Source organism: uncultured Aquimarina sp. (assembly GCF_947492405.1).
Classification (GTDB): domain Bacteria; phylum Bacteroidota; class Bacteroidia; order Flavobacteriales; family Flavobacteriaceae; genus Aquimarina.
In genome coordinates this window covers 413334-433808 of sequence record NZ_CANLMP010000005.1, presented here as the reverse complement: position 1 = coordinate 433808, position 20475 = coordinate 413334, and the positions used below count along the sequence as shown (strand labels likewise).

Below are 20475 nucleotides of genomic sequence, written 5' to 3'. Positions count from 1 at the left end.
AACAGAAATAATATGCTTAGAGATCGAATTCAAAAACAGACATATCCGCAAAGAAGGAATACCGCGACCATCCTAAATTATCTAGAGGAATTAGTACTTATAAATGCTAAAGAAGTAGGACTAGTTCCAATAGATCAAGATGATAACGGCTATCAGGATATCTTTCTTTCCTTTGGAGAGCTTATTTCTTTAAAAGTTCCAGAAGAAGCTGTATCCGCAACTCTAATGGTGGAAGAAGGTATCCTTACCATCATATCAGATCCTGATCTGGATGAAACAGAGTCAATAGTAGCTATGGTGGAAGTTGATAAAAGTAAACGTTCCTTAGCTTTAAATTTAAAAGAACTATCAGGCACAAATTCCTCAGCAGTCATACGATTCAAAGAAAACGGATCACAACCGAGTATTAATTCAGGTTTTGGACTAGGAAACGGGGATATATTCGAGCTAGTGGGTACTACAAATCTTAAGAATTTTAGAGCGATAGGAGTACAACAAAATGCAACTCCAGTGATTCGTATTCAATTTTACAAAACAGCACAATTTGAATAAATACTATGAGAACGATTAGAACACAACGCTTTGTAAGAGGAGGTCAACAGACTAGAAACAATGAAGAGAATGCTACAAATGGTTTAGCTCCTTTTATCTCAGAGGTGTGTGGAGCTAGAATGCCCGTTAAAGGAATACGAAGAGTACAAATCAAAGGATACAACTTCGCTCCAAATGTGACTATAGACTCTGGAGAACAAACAAGTAGTTCTGAGTTTAGAAAATCAGGAGACTTACCAGTTGTTATAAGTCAAGTAAAATTTATCAATCCTACCTTATTAGAAGCTGTAGTATTTGCAGGAGATACTGAAGGTAGATTTAATATTGTAGTACGAAACGGTGAGCTAGATTCAGGTGATACTGGAAATGAAGCTATTATAGTAATCAATCCAGTTTGGGTAGATTTAAGAACAACATCAGTACTAGATTTAGGATTACAAATTAGTCCAGAAGTTATTGTGAATAGAAACTTAGAAAAAGGGTTATGGGGTATTAATAGAGGTAGTGAATTCGAAGGTGTTGTAAAATTTCGAGCTTTCCCTTGGAAAAGATGCGATGATCTTTCTTTTAGTATCGTTTTTACCTTGAGCGAAATAGAGGGGATTAGTCTTTTTGGAATAGGTGAGTTTGATATTAATGTGAGCGACTTAGGTACTGATCCGTTATTTGAAGCAGAATCACATTTGTTTGTTATCAATGGAACTGCTAATCAAATGTATGGTGGTGGATCGAGATATAGAAAATGGACACAAAACATTGGTGGAACAGCTTCTTTTCAAGTGTCTAAATTTTATAAGCTGAATTATAATTTCAGCGCAACTAGGACATTAATGACTATATCCGAAGTAGATCCTCTAAATTTTGACAGAAATGTACTTTTTCTGCGTCAATGGTTTTTAGATTCGCCTAGTGATAGTAGAGTATTGGTACCTTATTGGACGGTAGGGAGTAATGAGAATTTATTTCTTACCGCTTTTAAAATAGGGTGATTTTTAAAAGTATTTTCTACAACTGAACTAAACCGATGTCCATTCTTTATCCAGAAGAATGGATAAACTATTTAACTTTCTTAATTTGTTTTTAGCAAAAGCATTAATAGAATGTAATTCTTTTTGAGATCTAAGCCATTTTTTATGAGCATCCTTAATTTCACCTTCTTTGGATAAAGAAATTGCAATAGCTGCTATTCTGTAATTGAAAGCTTTTTTTTCATCAATAATTAATTCGGCATCTGCCCCTATTTGCTCATTAAGGGTTTGCAGTTTATTGAGAGTGTTTTGTGATACTTCAGAAGAGGTATTGTCAAAACGTATTCCTCTGCGTCGTAAGAATCTTGTCTGTGCAGGAGTGATCGTTTTTTTTGATATTAAAAGTTCTTTTAAAAAGTCATCGAGTGCTCTTTCTTTTTTATATAAACGCCAATCATATTTTAAATATTTAGTTAATGAATTTAATGTTTTAAGCTCTTCCTTTGAATACGTTACCAGACGATCTCTATATTTTTTTCGTATTTCCAAGAGCCATTTAGTATCCTGTGAAGATGGTTTTCTTCCAACTTTAATTTTTTCTTTTATTTCCTCACAGTGCTGTTTTAGTGATTTTCGTTCCTGCTGGCCAACGTAATAATGATTCCACTTATGTTCGAGATATGGGTTCAAAGAATTCAATAGGTCAATATCTTTTTTTGAAAAAGAATTAGGATCGTTTGCATATCTTTTTTTTGTTCTGAAAAGCCAAGATTCAATGCGTTGAGTGATCTCTTTATCTTCTTCTATAAGTTTCTTTAATATTGCTACACTCTCTGACAATGTTCTTTTTTCTGGAGCTGGTTTTCTTAACGTTTTCCAATCATAACCCAGGATTGGAATTAAGGAATCTAATGCTTCTTTTCTATCATTATCAAAGCTATTGGGTTGCTTACGATAAGACGTACTTTGGACTTGAAGCCATTGCAATTGTGGTTTGGTAAGATTTTCTCCCGTCCGCCTCTTTTTTTGTATCTCTTTAATATGTTGCTTATAAGAAGTTTTCTTTTTGGGTGGACGTTGTAGCTTATTCCATACATATCCTAAATCATTATTGAGACTATTTAATAATTTTATCTTCTCAATTTTGAATTTTTCAGGTTGTTTTATGTAAAGGGCTCGTTGACTATATAACCAGTTTTTTTGTTTTCTTGTAAGAGGAATACTTTCTTTTAAACTGATCTTTAAAAGATCTATATGTTCTTCAAAAGATGTTATTTTCCTTGGTTTAGTTTTGTTCTCTTTCCAGTCATAGCCGAGCATTGGTATTAACGTATCCAATTGTTGTATTCTATGATTGGTCATTAATCTATGTTGTTTTTTAAGGTATTCTCTTTGTCTTTGTAGCCAACTTTTCTGACGTGTATTTAATTTCTTTTTGTCAGAAAGTTTTTTTAAAACTTCGTTAAAATGTTGATTGAAACTCTTTGGTTTTGCTGATGCTTGCTCGTATTCTTTCCAATCATATCCCAATAAAGGAATTATGGAGTCTAATAATCTACGATGTACTTTAGTAAATGTATCTGATTGATTGTGGTATTGTTTTCTTTTTTCCCAAAGCCATTTTTTGTTTTTCGCTGAGATAGTTTGATTCGCTTTTAACTTTTTTGAAATTTCAGAAAAATGATACTCAAAAGGCATCCGTTTTGACACTTTGATCAAATTATTGCGCCAATCATATCCCAATAACAGAATCAGTTGATCCATTTTATGAATCTCTATTTCACTAAGTTTTCTTGACCCTGATCGAAACTTAGAGCGTACGTCTTTTAACCATAATTTGTCACGAGAATTTAATTCCTCTCTCTTTTGTAATTTATTGAAAATGGATTTATATCTATCTGAGAAAGACTTTCTAGATGTTGAAATTTTCATTCTATAGGCCTTCCAATCATAACCCAAAAGTGGAATTAATTGATCGAGTAAGGCAATATGTTCTTCGCTGATTTTTCTTGGTTCAGCGTTGTATGCTGCCCGCTTGCGTAATAACCAATTCTTTTGAGGTCTTGAAAGTACCGATCCGTGTTCTAGTATTTGTTTATAAACTGCTATGCGGTCTTCAAAAGATATGTTTATTTGTTTTTTCATGAATTATTGGAGCAGAAATTAATTTATTTGCGCTTTCTAAAATGTTTTAGTTCGATTCTCTGGGTCATTCTAATCCGAAGGAACTTATATTTTCTAATATTTAGAACTGCAAATGAGTTAGCAATTCAATCTCACAACTTGTTTTACCTTTAATAAAAAACATCTATCCCTTTTTCGAAATTTTTAAACAATTCAAAATAAATATCCATATTATCATCTAACTCCGAGTATTCATAATCATCAGATACGCATATTAGCATTAGTTGATCATTCGTTCTATGAAAAAATACTATTTTTTTCTTTTGACCATCAGAGAGTAACAACTTATTGTTTGCTCTGTTTAATACATTTATTTCGGAATCTGTAAATATTGATTTAATAAAGTTATTCGTTGTTTTTTGAAAAGATTTACGAGTTTGCAGGCTTACTATATTTGCAGTTCTAAATGATTGAAAATCTTGTTGTACAGTGTCTATATTTTTACCTCTATGGACATCTATAGTTATATCGAAATCAGGTAGTGTTAATTCAACTTTCTTTTCAAGCGGGACATTATTAGGGATTTTTTTGATAACATCGAAAGTTAAATTAGCTACTTTTCTATGATAACGTGACATAGTGGGAATAACATAGTTCCAATTATCTGTCTCGTCAAGACTATCCTTATTATGAAAGTTTTGAGCCATTTTTAACTTTGTTAGTGCTAATGAAAACAAATCACGAGAGGATAGATCAGAAAATGGACCAGATTTTTGATAGCTTATAAAAACCTCCATCTTTTTGATCGATTCTAAGTAATTAAGATGAATTACATTAAAATTTTTGTTGTCACCATAAATAATAAAGCTTTTATTATCGGTATAAAAAATTTGTTCTTTATCAATTCCTGATTCTAAGTGTCCAATTATACTCTCAACTGTTAGAATTGAACGGTTCTTTAATGGGATGTAGAAAAAATTAGAATAATCCTGAAATACCATATCTTCTACATTAATATCTTCGACCTCAATTCTTTCAAATTCAGGCTCATTACTATCAATAATTACTTTCCCTAAATCAATTTTGAAGGTTCCTGTTTTTTCCTCTCGCAAATCAAAATTAATAGGAGTAGTAACAGTAAAATTGTTAAGCTCCCAAATTCTACTTGTTGACTTTTGTAGTAGTGCTTTGTTAATTTCTAAAGTATCAACAATACTGTCATTTTCTTCTTCAGTATCATAAAATTTCGATAAGTTCTCCCCTGTAATGGTTAGAAATTCGGTCTTCTTGATAGATGGCACATCAGCACATGAGATGAAGGTAACTGAAATTATAAGAGCTATAGTAACTCTAATTGTTTTATACACAGTAATTCGTTGTTTTTTCAATTTTATAGTTATTGTTTAGTAACTTCAAAAGGATCTGCAATAATTCTCCACAATTTGTTTTGATAATCTAAAATGTGTATCCGGATCTGAATAAGGAAATCTTTTTGATTATTCGGAGTCAAATTATGTTTTTTAATTAAACCAAAACATAACTGGATCAAGATTTTTTATCATTGAATTGCTTCTTTGTTTTACTTGATGTATAGGAATGAATAAACAATTGGATACTTACATTTTAATCAAGTAAATCTATAGGGTACATTAATTTTTGATCTTTTACGTATCTATGATCAATTATAAAAGCTTTTCCCGAAAATGAAAAAAATCTTACACCTTTGAATTTGTTCACAATTGGTTTTTCTATAAGGATTTTCTTTTTTCTTCTTTTTTTTCTATAAGATACAATTGACTTCCCATTCATATATTCGACATCAAATGGTTTGGGTAAATCATATTGTCTGGGGCGCATTCCAGCCATAAAAGGGACATCGCAATTAAAACAATTAAGATCTATGTTTTTTACACCTGTGATCTCAGAAAAAATCTTCAACATGTTTTCAGTACTTTTATCCTTAGGTTTCTTAGCTATTTGTTTACCTTCATAGGTATAAATAAGTTTATAATCATCCAAATCAAATACATATCCCACATAGTTAGAACTATCATTATCATTTATAAAATCCAAATTTCTAATGGCAGTAGGAGTTACTAAAGCTAATTTTCTGTTGTTAAAGTACAATTTACCAAGCCCTGTTTCAATTTCTCCATAAATATATTTTATACTAGCCTTATTCATTGGATTTTGAACAAAAATGTTGTACAACTTTTCATATTTATCTTGTAGCCTTATAGTGTCATTTTGTTCATGATTGATTAAAACTGTTTCTTGTTCATTTAAAAAACAACTATAAATTTTTCCATCTACAGTAAGTTCATTTGTAAACCTACCAAGAGCTTTTGTAGAGATTCCTTTATTTAAATCAAATAACACTGCATTATCAAGTACTACATAGTCTAAATCACCTACAAAATCAATGTTGTTAAATGAAGGTTTAAGAACAACATTTTGTGTAGAATCAACAATACCCCATAAGTTATCGTATTTGAAAGGCAAATAGTTTTTATAGTTACTTTCCTGAGAAAATAGGCTGCTTGTTAATAAAAAAAGGACAAAGGTTATTTTGTTAAACATTATAATATTGTTTTATATTTATTACTATGATTATCTGATATACATATTAGCACTTATAACTTGTTTTTTACACACAGACCGCTGATTGAAAACATGTCGTGGGACTCATCAATCACACTTAAATTCTAATGACCCGCTTTCTAGTAGATGGTGAATGAATCAATAAACAGAACATTCATCTCCAACTTATCGGCAAGACTAATACATTCGAAGCTGACAATAGTTTTTATTTGTAAGTTCTGGTTAAATTACCATTTTCGTCATAATATTTTACATCGTAAATATTTTGATTATTAGCCATTCCTTCAGATTCAATTTTTCCATTTGGATAATAAGAAATAAATTGACCTTTTTGTATGTTGTTTTTGTATTCTTGCTGAAATGAAATTGTTCCATTTTCAAAATAAGTTATTTTTAGTCCTACTCTTAGTCCATCCTTGTAATTTGTCTCTGTTTTCAACACGCCATCTTCATTGTATTCTTTTATAACACCGACATATTCTTCGTATTGATTTAAAACACCCTTTAGCTTAATATTTCCATTTATATGATAAAATTTGAAATAAATACTAGAGTTCTTGTGTTCTTTTATATAATGATGTTTTTTGTTATTGTAGAAATGCTCTTCTTTGATTAGTTTGTTTTTATCGAAAGTCTCTTTTGTATTGTAAAGTAAATTATTTGTTACCCCGTGCTTTAAACCATTTTTATATTCTATGGTTTGCTTAATTTCTCCATCATAATCATAAAATTTCCAAAGACCTTCTCTTTCATTATTTTTCAGGTTACCTTTTGAATGTATTTTTCCATCTTCATGGAATTCTTTATACAGACCATTTGGATGTAGTGATTTGAATTTTAACCCTCCATTTTCATAGTACTTTTCTTCGCTTTCCAAGGTTCCATTGTTATACTTTTGAATCCCTTTTATTTTATTGTCTCTATAATATTTTACCCATGCGCCGTGTTTTTCTCTATTTTCAAAATTTCCTGTGATATTAAAATTTCCATTTTCATAATAAAGTTTTGCTTCTCCACTAGGTAATATATATTCTTTTTCTAATTCCCCATTTTTATAGTAATGCTTCCACTTACCAATTTTTAGGCTGTCAGGAAAAGTTATATATCCTTCTGTTTTAATATTACCATTGGAATATTTTTCAATGAATTCCATTTTTTTTAACTCTTGAGAATTACAAGAATAAAAATTCAGTATTACTAATAAATTTAAAAAGACTTTCCTTATTTTTTTTTGCAACATTATTGTTAATATATTAAGGTTTGCTCTTTTGTAAACTTGTCCACCTATCCGATACAAAGTCTAAGCTACTGTACTTGTAGAATACCCCATCAATCAATCACTCTTAAATTCTCTAATGTCTCGCCTTCTGGTAGGTATAGGTTATACCAAATAAAACGAACACTAACATCTCCTTCTTCATCATTGTATTTAAACCAAAAACCGGAATACCCGCGTAATCTGTAATCTACAGGTTCTAAACTAGGATGTTTTAAGGCGACCAATCTACCATTACCATAAAACTGCATATCATAATCTTTATACTCTCCCTCATTACCATATTCGATAATATCCCATTCTAATTTTTCAATAGTTTCTTGCCAAGCTTCTTTAATATCTTCTTTTGTCCAATATTTAGTTTGTGCATGTACTATATAATTACCATAAATCAAACGAGCTAAGGCATCTTTATCCTTGGTTTCGTATATTTTTTGAATTCCTTTGTAATAGGATATTATTTGTGCTTTTAATTCATCCTTGTCAAACTCGGTTAAATCTTGTCCTTTGCTCCACCCTTCTATTTCATAGGGCACTTCAGCTTCAAAGGTAAAGTTATATTCATAGTAGGGTAGTCCAGCTCCTTTAAATTTTCCTTCTTTATTGGTAGGAGCACTATGGGTAATCACTTCTTTTTCTGCATCCAGATTACTATCTATATTAAAAGCATCGTACTTAACCACCTGCACATTCATCTGTGTTTTTGGTAATAGCGTTGTCACCGTTTCTCCTTCGCCGTAGGCATCCTTGATGGCATCTCCTAAAGGATATAAACGTACTGTAACTGTTTGTAATCCGCTTCTATGGATACTAGAACTGATATCGATAGGGGTAGCATACTGTTCTATCCCGTACTCTTGAATCATCAACTTATCATTGACTAAAATTTCATACACACAATTTCCCTGTGCTGGACGAACAAAGTATTTAGGTTCCTTAGCAAATCGCTGAACTTTTTCAAAAATTTTTTCTTGAATATTATCTGCTGTTATCATTTGATTATTCATTGATTTTGTATTATTTATTGGTATTGCCTGTTGCTTTTTTTGTGCACACGCATTAAATAACACACTTATTAATGTGAGATTGATTAATACTTTTTTCATGGTTATTCCATCGTTTGTTTCCAGGTTTCTTTGTCAAAAATAGCAGTTTCTGTCATATTAATGGTAAAGGGAGGGATCAATTCCATACTCACCATATTTTTTCTCGGAACTATTTTTTCTGTAACTTCACAGGTTTCTGGATCTTCTACTTTTTGTTTTACCATTTCTTTCTTACCTATTTCTATTTTCTTTTTCTTTTCCCATTTACCACCTTTTTCTTCTTCTTCAAATTTAACCATTACATACCCTTGCAATACCACCCCAGTAAAAATCAGGGTATCTCGATATGCTGGTTTTGCGTGGTTGATATAGGTAAATGTACGCTCAAAGTTAAGAGAACCTCGTACTTGTCCTTGTATATCTGCGGTTACTCTGGTATCTTTTAATGTTACCCCAAGAAAGTCAGGGAGATAATTGTTCATTCTACTCCATTTTTGGGTCTGTAATACGTTAGCATCCAGTTTTATCAGCAGATCAATTCCGTAATCTTGCCCAAATGTGAGTTGTCTGGGGTGTTCATATTTAAGTAAACCATAGTCATTATCTTGGATATCTAACTCTAATGTTTTCTTATGCAAGTTAAGCCTAAATTCATAGTCAGCAGTAAAAAAACCAGTAGCTTCTAATTCTACTGATACACTTGCTCCCAGCTTCTTTTTGGTATACTCTTCTAGTCGTTTATGAATGATTTTTTCTAAACCATCCAAACCTTTCTGTAAGTCTCTAAACTTAAATAATTTTTTCCAATCAAAGCCTTCATCGTCATCACTTATATCTGCGCTTTCATTACTACTTCCTTTTCTTTTTTTGGACGCTTTTTGGATATCTTCTTTTGCACTCTTTAAAGTTCTAAGATGACCAACCACACCTACAGCTTGTTCTGCGGTATCAAATATTTTAGTAATACCTAAAAAACTAGCGATCAGGGATCCCAAAGTTCCTTTCATCGTATGTTGCATCGCAAACAATGGCGAGGCACTCAGTTTATGAGTTAACTCTAATCCTACAGAACCATCCTCATTATTAACATAGCCTATGCCTCTATGTTCACTTAATTGAGGCCACATGAACTCAGTTTCTTCTCCATTTGGTTTAGCTGGATCAATGAGGTTTCCTGTGATAATGGCCTTTGCTGTTTTTTGATATCGTTTTAATTTTCTATAGGTTTTATATCCTTTTTTGATACGAACAACTAATGTTAGTTTTTTTGCAGTTTGCGCACCTTTTGCAAAGGCATATCGACCTCTAGTAAGCCATAGAATTAATGCATCTACTGCTACGGATACCAATAAGCTATATCCAATTACTAATTTGGACAAAACTTCGTATTCTTTTGCGTAATTGATTAGTTCTGCTTTCTTTCCATCCTCGGAAAAAGTATGATATGCGTGGAGTCCGATAGCAAACTTATTCGCTTTTTCTTTTAAATAATCTAATAGAATTTCTTGCGCAAATTCGCTAAAAGGGTTTTGGGGTAAGTATTTACCAACTTCGGCTCGCATTTGTTTTGCCTTGTCAAACTCTTTGTCTAATCCACGTACTAAATCATTCTCCAGATCAATATTTCTATAATAAATTTTGTTTTGATCTGTAAAGTCTTTGGGTTTGCCAATTTGAAAATGAGTTGCAAAAGCTACATCCGGCAGTACAGATAGTTGTATCTCCTTTTCAAAAGCACAGGAGTTTACTAAAATTTTATAGTTTTTTTCACTCCTCTTAAATATTGGAAAATATGTAACGAAAAAATTGTAGTAATTTAATGGATCGAGATATTCATATTTATAGGTAGGTACGAAGGTAAGTTTGGTGTCACCTTCTATTTTTGCCTTTGGATAATCTTCTTGTAAATGGGTGATATCAATCGTAGTGGGTTTACTATGCGCATCTCTTAGACATTTCTCTACATCAAGGTCTTCTATAGAAATACTTAAGGTGTCTGTGCTATTTTGAGCAACTACCACACCGATATCAATGTTTTTTATTGGTACATTTATATTTTCTGAAGTACTAAATAAGGTTTCTGGCGTAGTACTGCCGTATTCTTTGATAATTTTATCGTATCTACAGGGATTAAATTCAAAAATACTGGTTGTGAAATCAGAAATTTGCACGGCTTGATTGCCTTGCTTTTCTATAGAAGTGGGTGCTGCATCCTCGTACTGTTTCACTTTTACTTTGATGGTATCACTTTTAAAGGTTGGGCAACCCTTTACTGTGCTATCAATGATAGCTTTTAGTTTAATTTCTTCATTGTATTGGAGTCGCCAACGCTGTTCTAGACGAACATTTACTACAGTTTTTTGTATGTAGGTGTTTTTTCCACTACTTCCTACTTCTTCAAAGGCAAAAATAGTACTGGTGTATTTATCCATATACTTTTTTTCTGAAGTTCTATTGCCTTTTTCATCCTCTGTACTTTTAGATTTAACTTCTAGGTCAATGTTTTCATTGTTCCCGTTTCTGAGTTGAACGGTTACATTTTGCCCGTACAAGCCTTTTGTATATATGTGTAATTGAATGAATTCTCCAAAATATTTATCACCTTCTATAAGTGCGCCATTGTCGTATTTACTATATTCTCTCCATTCGGTACTTATAATCTCAGGCTGATCGAAGCCCTGAATATAATATCCGTGTGAAGTTTTGTACGTAGGTTTTTCTCCTTCTTTAACAGGTTCTACCCATCCTATCCCACCTCCTAAATAGGCTGTAGGAATAAGAAAGGAAATTTTTTGCTTATTTATCTTAAAATAGTTGTTGTTTTCTCTAGGGTCATTTTGAAACATATGACATAACCAATTCATATTGGTAGACCTGTTATTTTCATCAAAGGACGAAGCTTTAATAATTTGTGATCCACGTACCGTAAGCAAACGATCCTTATGGTTTACCTTTATTCTTGAAGTTTCATTATCGTTAAATATTATTTTATAGGATGCAGCCATGTTTTTTATCTTAATTACTGATTAAGCTTCATCGAGAAGACAGGTGGTAATTTGTTTGTATTTTTTCGCATTTGCTAATGGATTCAATTGACTATGTACTAGCTCCTGTTCTTCAGATATTCCTGTTGCTCCAGGTGCAGCAGTCTGTCCATGCCAAGTGAATTCTACACAAGGACTACCTGCTATGGCACATATAGCTTTACTTTTTTCTGTAAGCACTTTTCCATTATTAGGTAATGTTACATTTTCATAAGGATCTTGCCATTGAGTTATAGAAGGTATGCAAGGTAGGTATCCACTTGATGACGGCTGTAGTTTACACTGACCAAACGTTTTAGCTTGGAAAGGCATTCCTATATCCATAGTGTTGCCTATTAATTTTTGACTTCCTTCACTATCGTTTACATACCCTTTGGTTTGTGTTTGTACTACCAAAGTATCGGGCACATTACCAAATTTACATTTACACATAGCTCCGTGAACTATTACATGTCCTTTACTCATAGCTATAATTTTAAATTTTTATTTCTTTACCAAAAAGAAAATATTTCTTTTTCTTCTTTTTCTCTTTTATATCCTTTTCTAATTCCTGATCCTTTTGGTTTGCCTTTTCTTGATTAGTTTTTGGAATTTCATTTCTAAGATTGAATATTTCAACTTTAACAAATTCTTTTTTGTTAGAAGGGAAACGCAGTTCAACTTCTCCTATAATTACATCTACCAAGTTACTACCACGAAAAATTTGATAGGTGAAATTACTCTTTCCAGAAACTTGGTTTTCATTTTCATTAGAAATCGTTTTTCCTTGAAAGATCTCTTGTTCGCTTCGCTCATCTGTGCAAGTTCCTTGTTTATGGATAACAATGTCTCTTTTTCTTTTTATATGGTAATGAGCAGTATTTCTGAATGTATATGCAATTCCTCTTTTATTGGCAATTAAAGGAAGATGTTGTTCAAAATTTCTAGTCCCTACAGGGTTGAAAAATAGAATATAAAACCAATCATTTTCAACTAATTTTCTTTTTATAGCATCTGAATCACTAAGTATTTTACTTGTTTCATCAATTATAGAATCAGCAAAATTTCCTTCAAATGACTTTTTGATCTCTTTTTTTAGATACTCCCATCTTTTTACAATCGTACTATGATTAGCAATCTCTAAAAACTTCAAGTTTTTATTGACGCTAATCTCTAATGGATATAGAACTTCACCACATTTTTCCATCAATAAGTCGACAGACGAGGAAACTCTTTTTTCATTGATATATAATTCTTGTTTTTGAATTTCTATAATAAAATTTTCATCTTCTGTTTCCTTTTTATAGATGAGATCAATTTTATACTGAATTTTTGTTAATTTATCCTTTCCATAAAATAGGCTGACTCCATACGTTCTTCTTAAAGATAATGGATCAAGTTCTATGGCATTTAATGGTATTAGAACTTCTTGTGAAGATTTTTCTTCTTTCATTTCTTTAGGGATAAATTCTAATCGCACTATTAAAACAATTTAATATTGTCATTCCCCTTAATGTCTACTTGTTTAGAACTTACAAGCTCTAAATTTTCCTTGGAACTTTCTATGACAACTTTATCAGCATTTTCTAAGATCTCCTTCGCTACCAAAGTTTTATTCTCTTCAATCATTTCTGTACCATTTTTAGCATTGACAGAAAAATCTTCAGTAACTCTTGCAATCATATTAGTTCCTGCATTCATTTTAATTTCTTCCTGAGCATTTATCTCAATATTTTTAGCGTTCAATGTCATGTTTTCCAATGCAGAAATCTCAATATTGTTGTTAGCAGTATCAATACGTACTAAGTTACTATTCTTATCACTAATAACAATTTTCTCACTCCCATCAGTATCATTTAGTTCTATAAGATGACCAGATCTTGTACGTATTGCTTTGATGTTATTTGCATCTGTCTGCCAATTGTCTGGTTTAGCTGAGCCACTATATAAAGCTCCCATAACGAACGGTTTTTCTGCATTACCTCCCTCGAAGCCAATAATTATTTTTTCTCCAATTTCTGGAATAAAGTGAAACCCTTTGTCTGATCCTGCGTGAGGAGTCATCATACGTAACCAAGGGGTTGTTACTCCTGATGCTTTTTGCCAAGGGAACTGAGCTTTAATTCTGCCTATTCCATCTGGATCTGTGTTTTCTACTACCGTAGCAGTCTGAACGTTACTTATAGGATATCTGTTGATATCCATTTTTGGATAGGCTGTAAAATTAGCATCTACGGCTTCAAACGTATTTTTATAAGAGCCCCCTTCAATATTAGTATGTATAATTTTTATGATTCTATAAGTACCTTTTCCTTTGATCTTTATGACTTCTCCTAAATTTACTCCTGGATTATCAGATGAACCTTTGGCGATCACTTGTTTCATAGCACGTGCCTTGGTGTACTGATCTACCTGAGTGTCTAATCTTAGTTTTGTAGAAGTATCATAATAGGTGTTATGAAATACCTGTGTCTGTTTATTGAATAATTCTTTTGATTTATTATCGGTAAATCCGTGATACCCCTCCGAAGGGATAGAAATATCGGCACTTGATTTACTGTGGATTTCATCAACTATGTAATCATTGGTAAAATAGTCGAATGAATTGGGAACAGTGTTTAATTCTATCGAGAAGTTTTGTAAGTCTATTCCATATTGTAGCTCTGTCTCCTCATTACTCGGACTCCCAAAAATAAGTTTTTGCCCATCATAATAGAACCATTCGTTATAATAAGCTGCTAATCTACTGGCGTAACTAAAGGCGCTCTGATTATGTTGTACAGAATAGTGAATTGTATCAGAAGATACTGGCGAAAAATTAGTTTCGAGCTTCCCTTTGTCATATCCTTGAAAAGTTTGCTCTAAAATTTCAGAAAGACTCATATCGCTGAATGAATCATAATGGGCACCATCATCTGATAGGATAGAAGTACTTTTAGCTTCTATAGTAACTAAGTCTCCACTAGATTGATGGAATCCTTTAGTTCCCATAACTTTAGTAATAACCCCTTTGAACTCTAATTCTTTATATCCTCCAAAATCAGTTACGGAACTTATTTTTACAGAAATAACACCTCCTAGATATTCTTTGCTATCACCTATTAATTCTTCAGAAAACTGCTCTACAACGTCTGTTCTGCATACTAATTCTAAAGTATGATGATCTTGGAGTTGTTGCTGGAGTTTCAAAGAAATGTATGATTGGATAGGTGTTCCAGAGATAAAAATTTCAGTAGTAGTTTGTAAGGCCATATGCTGTATTTATTTAGGGTTCTATATATAAGTGTCTTAATTTGATGATTTGTTACCTGTTACATAGAGATATTATAATGCAAACTTACACTTATTATTGTATTGACTTATAGTAATAGGGGGTATTACCCCTGCTAAAATTTAACATTTTCGATAAGTAACTTGTATATTCGTTTAATAACATGTGTATTTATATTAAATCAATTTGCATCTTGTCTATTTTGTTTAAATTCAGTTAAGGATAAAACAGTTTTACTTTTATCAATATTGACGTAATTTAACCTAACAAAGCCATACTCCTTACTAAATAATGCAGTCAGTTCTGTTTTGCCTATTTTATTATTTGCATATGCGTAAATTTCAAAGCATTCTAATTCTCCTAGTTTTGTTTTAATTCTTTTCTTACCAACAATTTCATAGTCGTACTTATTTTCTATTCCTCCTTGCCATACTTTCCATCTTTTATCTCCCCAAGCGCTCCCAATCTTAAGATTCCAATTCCATTTGTTTCCAACTTTATATGGAGCTTTAATAAAGGGAAAAGGGTTTAACTCAAGAATTCTAAAATACTTGTCTCTTGGAGGGTGCATCCATATATTCTTTTCGTTTTCTATTAGTCCCGACACCGAATTAAAAGGAACTTGATTATTAGATGTCAAGTATTCATATTGAATAATTGTTTGGTTATATTCAGGATTTTGTTCAATCATCGGAAATAACCCTTTTCGCACCTTTATACTTATTTTTTGAATAGTATTATTGTTTATTGAGTCAACTGGAACAAACTTCCAAGAATATCTTCTATCTGAAACAGTATGATCTTCTTCAAACAAATAGACTTGATCATTAGCATTGATATGTTTATATGAATAGATGTATTCGTTTTGATCTCTGAATGTTTTATTATTTTGGGTATACCTGTTTTCATCCTTATTACTTTCATCGAATACCTCTACAAGAATACCATCTTCCTCTACTAAAGTATATCCCTTTTTGTCTAGTTTACAACCAAACATAGTAAGTGTTAGAATAGATAAAAGCATTTTGTAGGTCATTTTCATAATTAGGTTGTCTTAGATTTCAAGGTGTTATTTTAACAAGTTTTTGACGATGCTTATTGCATCGTTATAATCATTTGGCAATGCAATAATTAGATCAAGGAATTCTTTAGTATTCTTTGTGTTTTGGAATAGTTTTTTTAATGTAAAGTAATCATGACTATAACTTTTCGTTCTGAGAAAATAAGCATTATTTACTGGATACTGATATCTATCTCGTAAAAACAAACCTTTATTCTGTGTTAAATCAAAAATTTCATTTTCGCAGATTTTATATATATCATTGGTATCCTTATGAGAATTGATATGAGAATAAAAGTGATTTATTATTTTCTTTATTTGTTCTATTGACTTGATTTGATATTTAACTTTTTTGGTATTTAGATTTCTGTAATTATCGGAGAAATTGAGGGATTCATAATTTGCAATTACATCACAAGTAGCTTCCTCAATTTCATAAGGAATCTTACTATTCTTCTTTATATACTTATGGGTCAATTCATGAAAAGCGATAAAAGATATACTCTCTAAAGAATAAGATAGCAATCTATCAGTCAAAAGCGTTAACATTGTCCCAGCTGTTTTATATAACAGCGTATGATATCCTAAAGCATCTAGTTCTTTCTTTTTTGTAGCAGCTTTTTCGGTTGAATTCCCATAATAAACATATTTGGAGAACTCTTCGGTTTCTTGAATTTTATCTGGTTTCGAAATATATAAATATTCAGTCATTTGATTACTTCGAGTAAAATTTCTGTAGAAATTTTTCGTAGTAAAATTCATTTTACTCTGAAAGAATGTTTGTATATCCTCAATTAATTGACGTTTTAATTCAATGTCATTACCAACTTTTGAATTTGGTATAACATTCTGGTAGGGCGCAAGAATAGAAAACAAAGCAAGCTTGCTGCTTAACAGTACGAATTCTTTACGATTTATATGTGTTCTATTTCTTTTCAATACTATTTAATAACTATTATTCGTTATATGGATCGTAAGTACAAGCTTCTTCAAAATAATACTTTTTTTCCTTTTTCAATGGAATTCTACCATCATTACAAACATATCTGAATTCACAATCTTTGCAGACGGCAATTTTATCTTTTGAAATGTCCCATATTTCTTGAAAATCTAATTCTTCGACTATCTCTTTTAATGAGTTTTTAAAAATAGTACCCATTGAATTATTCGCAAATGGAGACTGAAAAACTTCACCATTAGGAGCTATATACGCTTTTTTATTATAATACAAGTTATGACTTTTTGCTTCTGAATACGATATGATGTTTGGCTGAAAATGATTAAACCGAAATTCATTTAAACCAGTGAACTTTGGAAAATCTGTCTTTTCATAGTAAACAAGATCATTAGGGTCTGAATTTTTACTAGAATTGTTCTCTGTTCCAAATACTATAATTTGACCGATAAGAGGATGTTTTAGTATTTCCTTAGAATCACTGTGGTCAAAAATACTTTGATGTATTATTAAATTCAACCCTTTAAAAAAGGTGTTCTCGAAAAATAGAGTTAACACCTTTTGAAAAATGGAAGAATTAAAATCAATACGAAACCTTAACTGAAGATATTTACATTTCGTGTCAACTACATTAGCTATAATATTTTCGACATATTTTAGTATTGATTCTGTTGGTTTTAGGGCAATAATAACATTAGACAAAAGACTAGGGTAATTAAAGCTGAAATCTATTTCGGGGAAATTCTCAAACCCTTGTTTACTTTCCATAAAGAAAATCAGATCGTTTTGAGTAAGAAGATCAAAATATTCGCGTAGAGTTTCGTGATCTTGCGGATACTCATCATACAAGTTTGATACCTTTATTATTTCAGATGAAGTCAAAATCTCATAAAAACTCAAAGGTATATGGAATAACTGTTCTCTTTGTAAATCATAAATAGCAGCTTTTGTAGCTCCAGGTACTAGAATACAATTGCTAAATAATTTAAAATAACTGTTGCGTTGAATCTGATTCATTAAAAGATATTTTTATAGAATGAAAAACACACCATTTTATTGGTTTTGTATACTGAACTTTTGAAAGTTTTTATGATTACTTTGTCGTTTTGGTTTACACTTTCAATTTTATGAAGAATCACAGGAACCTCTTTGGATATTTTATTTCTTTTGATATAATCAGATATCTTTTCTTTTTTATTCATATATGTTTGTCTTTAGAAATGAGGAATTCGGCTATCTTTTTTTCTATTTGAAAATTGCACGGAATTGATGTCATTCCGAATTGACCTATAGGGTTAATTTCTAAAAAATAATATTTCCCGTTTTTTGATTTTATAATGTCTATAGATCCGGTATTGAAGTTAAATTTCTCCATTAACTTTATTAGTTTCTTTTCTAGTTCTTTGGGTAAACTATACGGAACCGTTCTATTTGGTTTGGAAAAATTGTACCGCCTGAAATCTAATTCAGTTTTATCATCAAATTGAGAAAAAATAGCCATGCTATAAAATGTGCCATCCAAATAGAATGATCTGATTTCATACTCTTTTTCTATTTTCTCTTGAAACAAAGAGACAAAGAATGTTTCTTCCAGATTCTCTAAATCACTCTCAGTAATTTCATCCGTGTATGGAATATGTGTTTTATTGTTATATTTTATTTTGTGGGCATTTCCGAGACTTTTAGAAATGAGTTTAACTCCTGATTTCAGTATATCTGTTAACTTTTTTTTATTATTTAATAAGAAGGTGTTTGGGATTGTTATATCTAATGACTTAGCTGCTGATAAATAGAGGAATTTATCTTCTATTATATGACTTTTTGGTTTTGATAGCCAATATGAATCTTGGAACAAGGAAAACAAAGCCAGTGATAGATGCTTATTTTCATCTAATAGGTAATTATTAAGCGTTTTATGAAAATCAGTATCATCGCTAATTTTTACGAAAGGCATTGGTTTACCAAGATTCCCCCATCTTCTATACCATACAACATTAACATCAGAAATATCGCAGGGGATACCTGTTAAAAAGTCACTGGATGATTCTGATATCTCCAAATAGAACTGGTTTAGATCAAAATTGTCTCCATTAAACCTTATGTATTCAGCATCACTATATTCCAACCAGTCAATTACACTATTGGTAGATTCTTCTTGCTCTTTGGATAAAATTAATATCATATGGATGAGAATTAAGCCTAAATTTTGAAAAAAATTTAGGCTTAAAGTTTTAAATTAATTAAGAAGTTACTCCTTATGCAATAATTGAAGTTGAATCCTCTGGATCATCCTCCCAATCTTCGCAACCTGTTTTTTCTCCACAACAGGTTCCAAAACAAGTTCCAACTCCCCCAAAAATGTGGTTGGTTTTTTTAAGTTGAAATTCTTTAAAATTTTCAAGTTTTAATTTTTGTAGTTTTTTCATTCTGATTTGTTTTATTTAATGATATGACTAACATTCCGCTGGTTCGCAATGTTGCTCATCGATTTCGGTGTCTTCGTTTTCTCCTTCACCACAGTTGGTAATGATTACACAATGCGTTCCACCTCCCATAATGAATCTACCTTGTCTTGTGTCTAATGCGAACCTAGATTCTTTGAATTCGCTCAATGATTTGATTTTTTTCATAAAATTCACTGTTTAATTTAGCCTACTCTTTTTTTAGGTTTTTCGGCTTCCACCTATTTTAATGTAAAGATTGTTGTACAATTAATTGAATATTACATTAAAGATATTAGGGGAAATAAAAGTATATTAAAGATTGTAAAATTGAACAAAAAAACAACGTATTTACATACGTGAAAAGGCGTATTTTACATACGTACTTTCTTTCTTTTAACTGATAGTCAATTGTTTGTGATTTTCAGGTGTTGTATTCTTTTATTAATCACTTAAATTACCATTTGTTTTATTCTATGTCATCTGTTTTGTGTGGCAAAGGTCTTTTCTTATTATGAAAAGGAGTTCTTGAAAATGACTTTATTATTTATAACCCCAAATAATATAATACCTCTCAGTATTCCACTATATCAAGCACCCCATAATTACTAACGCAAATTCAACGCAACGGCTCTTACGTATTTCATATATTATTTCGTTTTTTGAAAATTTTTAGGATCAATTTGGTCAAGTAATTCCATAAGCAATAACCGTTTGGTTCTTGAATTTCGCTTACTTACTTTATTATCTTTTAGAAATTGAAGGATCACATATTTTAGATGCGTATTTTTAAATGTGTCCTCCATATTCTGATTGGTTAATGGTTTTAATTTATGCTCGTTTGGCAAGGTGTAATAGATGGTTTTACCTGTAATAAAAGTGGGTAACGTGGATTTAAACTCATATACTTTTAAATAATTGCAATCATCTATTAAATAACAATATCCCTGATTACCAACTGGGAGTATGGCATTTTTCAGGAATAATTTTTCCTGTGCCATTTTGATACGATTAAATTGAATAGGAGATGTTTGTTCGTTCAATAGAATTTCTATTTGATGTAAAATATCGAAGGCTTCTATCTTAGTCATCCCGTCAAATAGTTGGAGTACTTTTTGTATCATATGATCTTGATGAGTTAGCATGTTTATTTATTTT

The 20475-nt window shown here is 31.2% G+C and carries 18 protein-coding genes; 2 read left to right on the top strand and 16 right to left on the bottom strand.

The window, feature by feature from the left end; translation table 11 throughout:
* Window positions 1-12: 12 nt before the first annotated feature.
* Window positions 13-552, top strand: a complete 540-nt coding sequence (locus Q0829_RS19240; protein ID WP_298546114.1) for a hypothetical protein — start codon at window positions 13-15, stop codon at window positions 550-552.
* 5 nt (window positions 553-557) lie between these two features.
* Complete coding sequence (locus tag Q0829_RS19235) at window positions 558-1541, top strand: hypothetical protein (RefSeq protein WP_298546113.1); 984 nt, start codon at window positions 558-560, stop codon at window positions 1539-1541.
* Window positions 1542-1568: 27 nt separating this feature from the next.
* On the opposite strand, the gene Q0829_RS19230 is transcribed toward Q0829_RS19235, so the two are convergent.
* From Q0829_RS19230 to Q0829_RS19155, 16 genes are all read right to left on the bottom strand, one after another.
* On the bottom strand, window positions 1569-3665 hold the full coding sequence (locus Q0829_RS19230) for a hypothetical protein (RefSeq protein WP_298546112.1): 2097 nt from the start codon (window positions 3663-3665) through the stop codon (window positions 1569-1571).
* A 149-nt stretch (window positions 3666-3814) separates the two neighbouring features.
* Entirely contained in the window at window positions 3815-5032 is a 1218-nt protein-coding gene (locus Q0829_RS19225) for a hypothetical protein (RefSeq protein ID WP_298546111.1), read from the bottom strand.
* A 235-nt stretch (window positions 5033-5267) separates the two neighbouring features.
* Window positions 5268-6224, bottom strand: coding sequence for a hypothetical protein (locus Q0829_RS19220; protein WP_298546110.1), 957 nt, complete (start codon window positions 6222-6224; stop codon window positions 5268-5270).
* A 226-nt stretch (window positions 6225-6450) separates the two neighbouring features.
* On the bottom strand, window positions 6451-7398 hold the full coding sequence (locus Q0829_RS19215) for a hypothetical protein (RefSeq protein WP_298546109.1): 948 nt from the start codon (window positions 7396-7398) through the stop codon (window positions 6451-6453).
* A gap of 176 nt (window positions 7399-7574) precedes the next feature.
* On the bottom strand, window positions 7575-8627 hold the full coding sequence (locus tag Q0829_RS19210; protein WP_298546108.1) for a hypothetical protein: 1053 nt from the start codon (window positions 8625-8627) through the stop codon (window positions 7575-7577).
* Between the two features lie 2 nt (window positions 8628-8629).
* Complete coding sequence (locus Q0829_RS19205) at window positions 8630-11572, bottom strand: hypothetical protein (RefSeq protein WP_298546107.1); 2943 nt, start codon at window positions 11570-11572, stop codon at window positions 8630-8632.
* Window positions 11573-11593: 21 nt separating this feature from the next.
* Window positions 11594-12076, bottom strand: a complete 483-nt coding sequence (locus Q0829_RS19200; RefSeq protein WP_298546106.1) for a DUF4280 domain-containing protein — start codon at window positions 12074-12076, stop codon at window positions 11594-11596.
* 10 nt (window positions 12077-12086) lie between these two features.
* Complete coding sequence (locus tag Q0829_RS19195; protein ID WP_298546105.1) at window positions 12087-13043, bottom strand: hypothetical protein; 957 nt, start codon at window positions 13041-13043, stop codon at window positions 12087-12089.
* Between the two features lie 29 nt (window positions 13044-13072).
* Complete coding sequence (locus Q0829_RS19190) at window positions 13073-14842, bottom strand: phage baseplate assembly protein V (RefSeq protein WP_298546104.1); 1770 nt, start codon at window positions 14840-14842, stop codon at window positions 13073-13075.
* 200 nt (window positions 14843-15042) lie between these two features.
* On the bottom strand, window positions 15043-15903 hold the full coding sequence (locus Q0829_RS19185; RefSeq protein WP_298546103.1) for a hypothetical protein: 861 nt from the start codon (window positions 15901-15903) through the stop codon (window positions 15043-15045).
* Window positions 15904-15930: 27 nt separating this feature from the next.
* Window positions 15931-16860: a hypothetical protein gene (locus Q0829_RS19180; RefSeq protein WP_298546102.1), complete on the bottom strand. Its 930-nt coding sequence runs from the start codon at window positions 16858-16860 to the stop codon at window positions 15931-15933.
* 16 nt (window positions 16861-16876) lie between these two features.
* Window positions 16877-17893, bottom strand: coding sequence for a grasp-with-spasm system SPASM domain peptide maturase (gene gwsS / locus Q0829_RS19175; protein WP_298546101.1), 1017 nt, complete (start codon window positions 17891-17893; stop codon window positions 16877-16879).
* Between the two features lie 181 nt (window positions 17894-18074).
* Window positions 18075-19058: a grasp-with-spasm system ATP-grasp peptide maturase gene (gene gwsG / locus Q0829_RS19170; RefSeq protein ID WP_298546100.1), complete on the bottom strand. Its 984-nt coding sequence runs from the start codon at window positions 19056-19058 to the stop codon at window positions 18075-18077.
* Between the two features lie 73 nt (window positions 19059-19131).
* On the bottom strand, window positions 19132-19302 hold the full coding sequence (locus Q0829_RS19165) for a hypothetical protein (RefSeq protein WP_155839674.1): 171 nt from the start codon (window positions 19300-19302) through the stop codon (window positions 19132-19134).
* 27 nt (window positions 19303-19329) lie between these two features.
* Entirely contained in the window at window positions 19330-19506 is a 177-nt protein-coding gene (locus Q0829_RS19160) for a hypothetical protein (protein ID WP_298546099.1), read from the bottom strand.
* 461 nt (window positions 19507-19967) lie between these two features.
* Window positions 19968-20462 (bottom strand): hypothetical protein, encoded by a 495-nt coding sequence (locus tag Q0829_RS19155; protein WP_298546098.1) that lies wholly within the window; start codon window positions 20460-20462, stop codon window positions 19968-19970.
* Window positions 20463-20475: the final 13 nt, after the last annotated feature.

Excerpts from the sequence above, each read along its gene's own strand:
- Q0829_RS19200 (WP_298546106.1), bottom strand. The coding sequence starts at position 12,076 with ATGAGTAAAGGACATGTAATAGTTCACGGAGCTATGTGTAAATGTAAA.
- gwsS (WP_298546101.1), bottom strand. The coding sequence starts at position 17,893 with ATGAATCAGATTCAACGCAACAGTTATTTTAAATTATTTAGCAATTGT.
- Q0829_RS19155 (WP_298546098.1), bottom strand. The coding sequence starts at position 20,462 with ATGCTAACTCATCAAGATCATATGATACAAAAAGTACTCCAACTATTT.
- Q0829_RS19195 (WP_298546105.1), bottom strand. The coding sequence starts at position 13,043 with ATGAAAGAAGAAAAATCTTCACAAGAAGTTCTAATACCATTAAATGCC.
- Q0829_RS19160 (WP_298546099.1), bottom strand. The coding sequence starts at position 19,506 with ATGAAAAAAATCAAATCATTGAGCGAATTCAAAGAATCTAGGTTCGCA.
- Q0829_RS19230 (WP_298546112.1), bottom strand. The coding sequence starts at position 3,665 with ATGAAAAAACAAATAAACATATCTTTTGAAGACCGCATAGCAGTTTAT.
- gwsG (WP_298546100.1), bottom strand. The coding sequence starts at position 19,058 with ATGATATTAATTTTATCCAAAGAGCAAGAAGAATCTACCAATAGTGTA.
- Q0829_RS19190 (WP_298546104.1), bottom strand. The coding sequence starts at position 14,842 with ATGGCCTTACAAACTACTACTGAAATTTTTATCTCTGGAACACCTATC.
- Q0829_RS19205 (WP_298546107.1), bottom strand. The coding sequence starts at position 11,572 with ATGGCTGCATCCTATAAAATAATATTTAACGATAATGAAACTTCAAGA.
- Q0829_RS19220 (WP_298546110.1), bottom strand. The coding sequence starts at position 6,224 with ATGTTTAACAAAATAACCTTTGTCCTTTTTTTATTAACAAGCAGCCTA.
- Q0829_RS19215 (WP_298546109.1), bottom strand. The coding sequence starts at position 7,398 with ATGGAATTCATTGAAAAATATTCCAATGGTAATATTAAAACAGAAGGA.
- Q0829_RS19235 (WP_298546113.1), top strand. The coding sequence starts at position 558 with ATGAGAACGATTAGAACACAACGCTTTGTAAGAGGAGGTCAACAGACT.
- Q0829_RS19240 (WP_298546114.1), top strand. The coding sequence starts at position 13 with ATGCTTAGAGATCGAATTCAAAAACAGACATATCCGCAAAGAAGGAAT.
- Q0829_RS19165 (WP_155839674.1), bottom strand. The coding sequence starts at position 19,302 with ATGAAAAAACTACAAAAATTAAAACTTGAAAATTTTAAAGAATTTCAA.
- Q0829_RS19185 (WP_298546103.1), bottom strand. The coding sequence starts at position 15,903 with ATGAAAATGACCTACAAAATGCTTTTATCTATTCTAACACTTACTATG.
- Q0829_RS19210 (WP_298546108.1), bottom strand. The coding sequence starts at position 8,627 with ATGAAAAAAGTATTAATCAATCTCACATTAATAAGTGTGTTATTTAAT.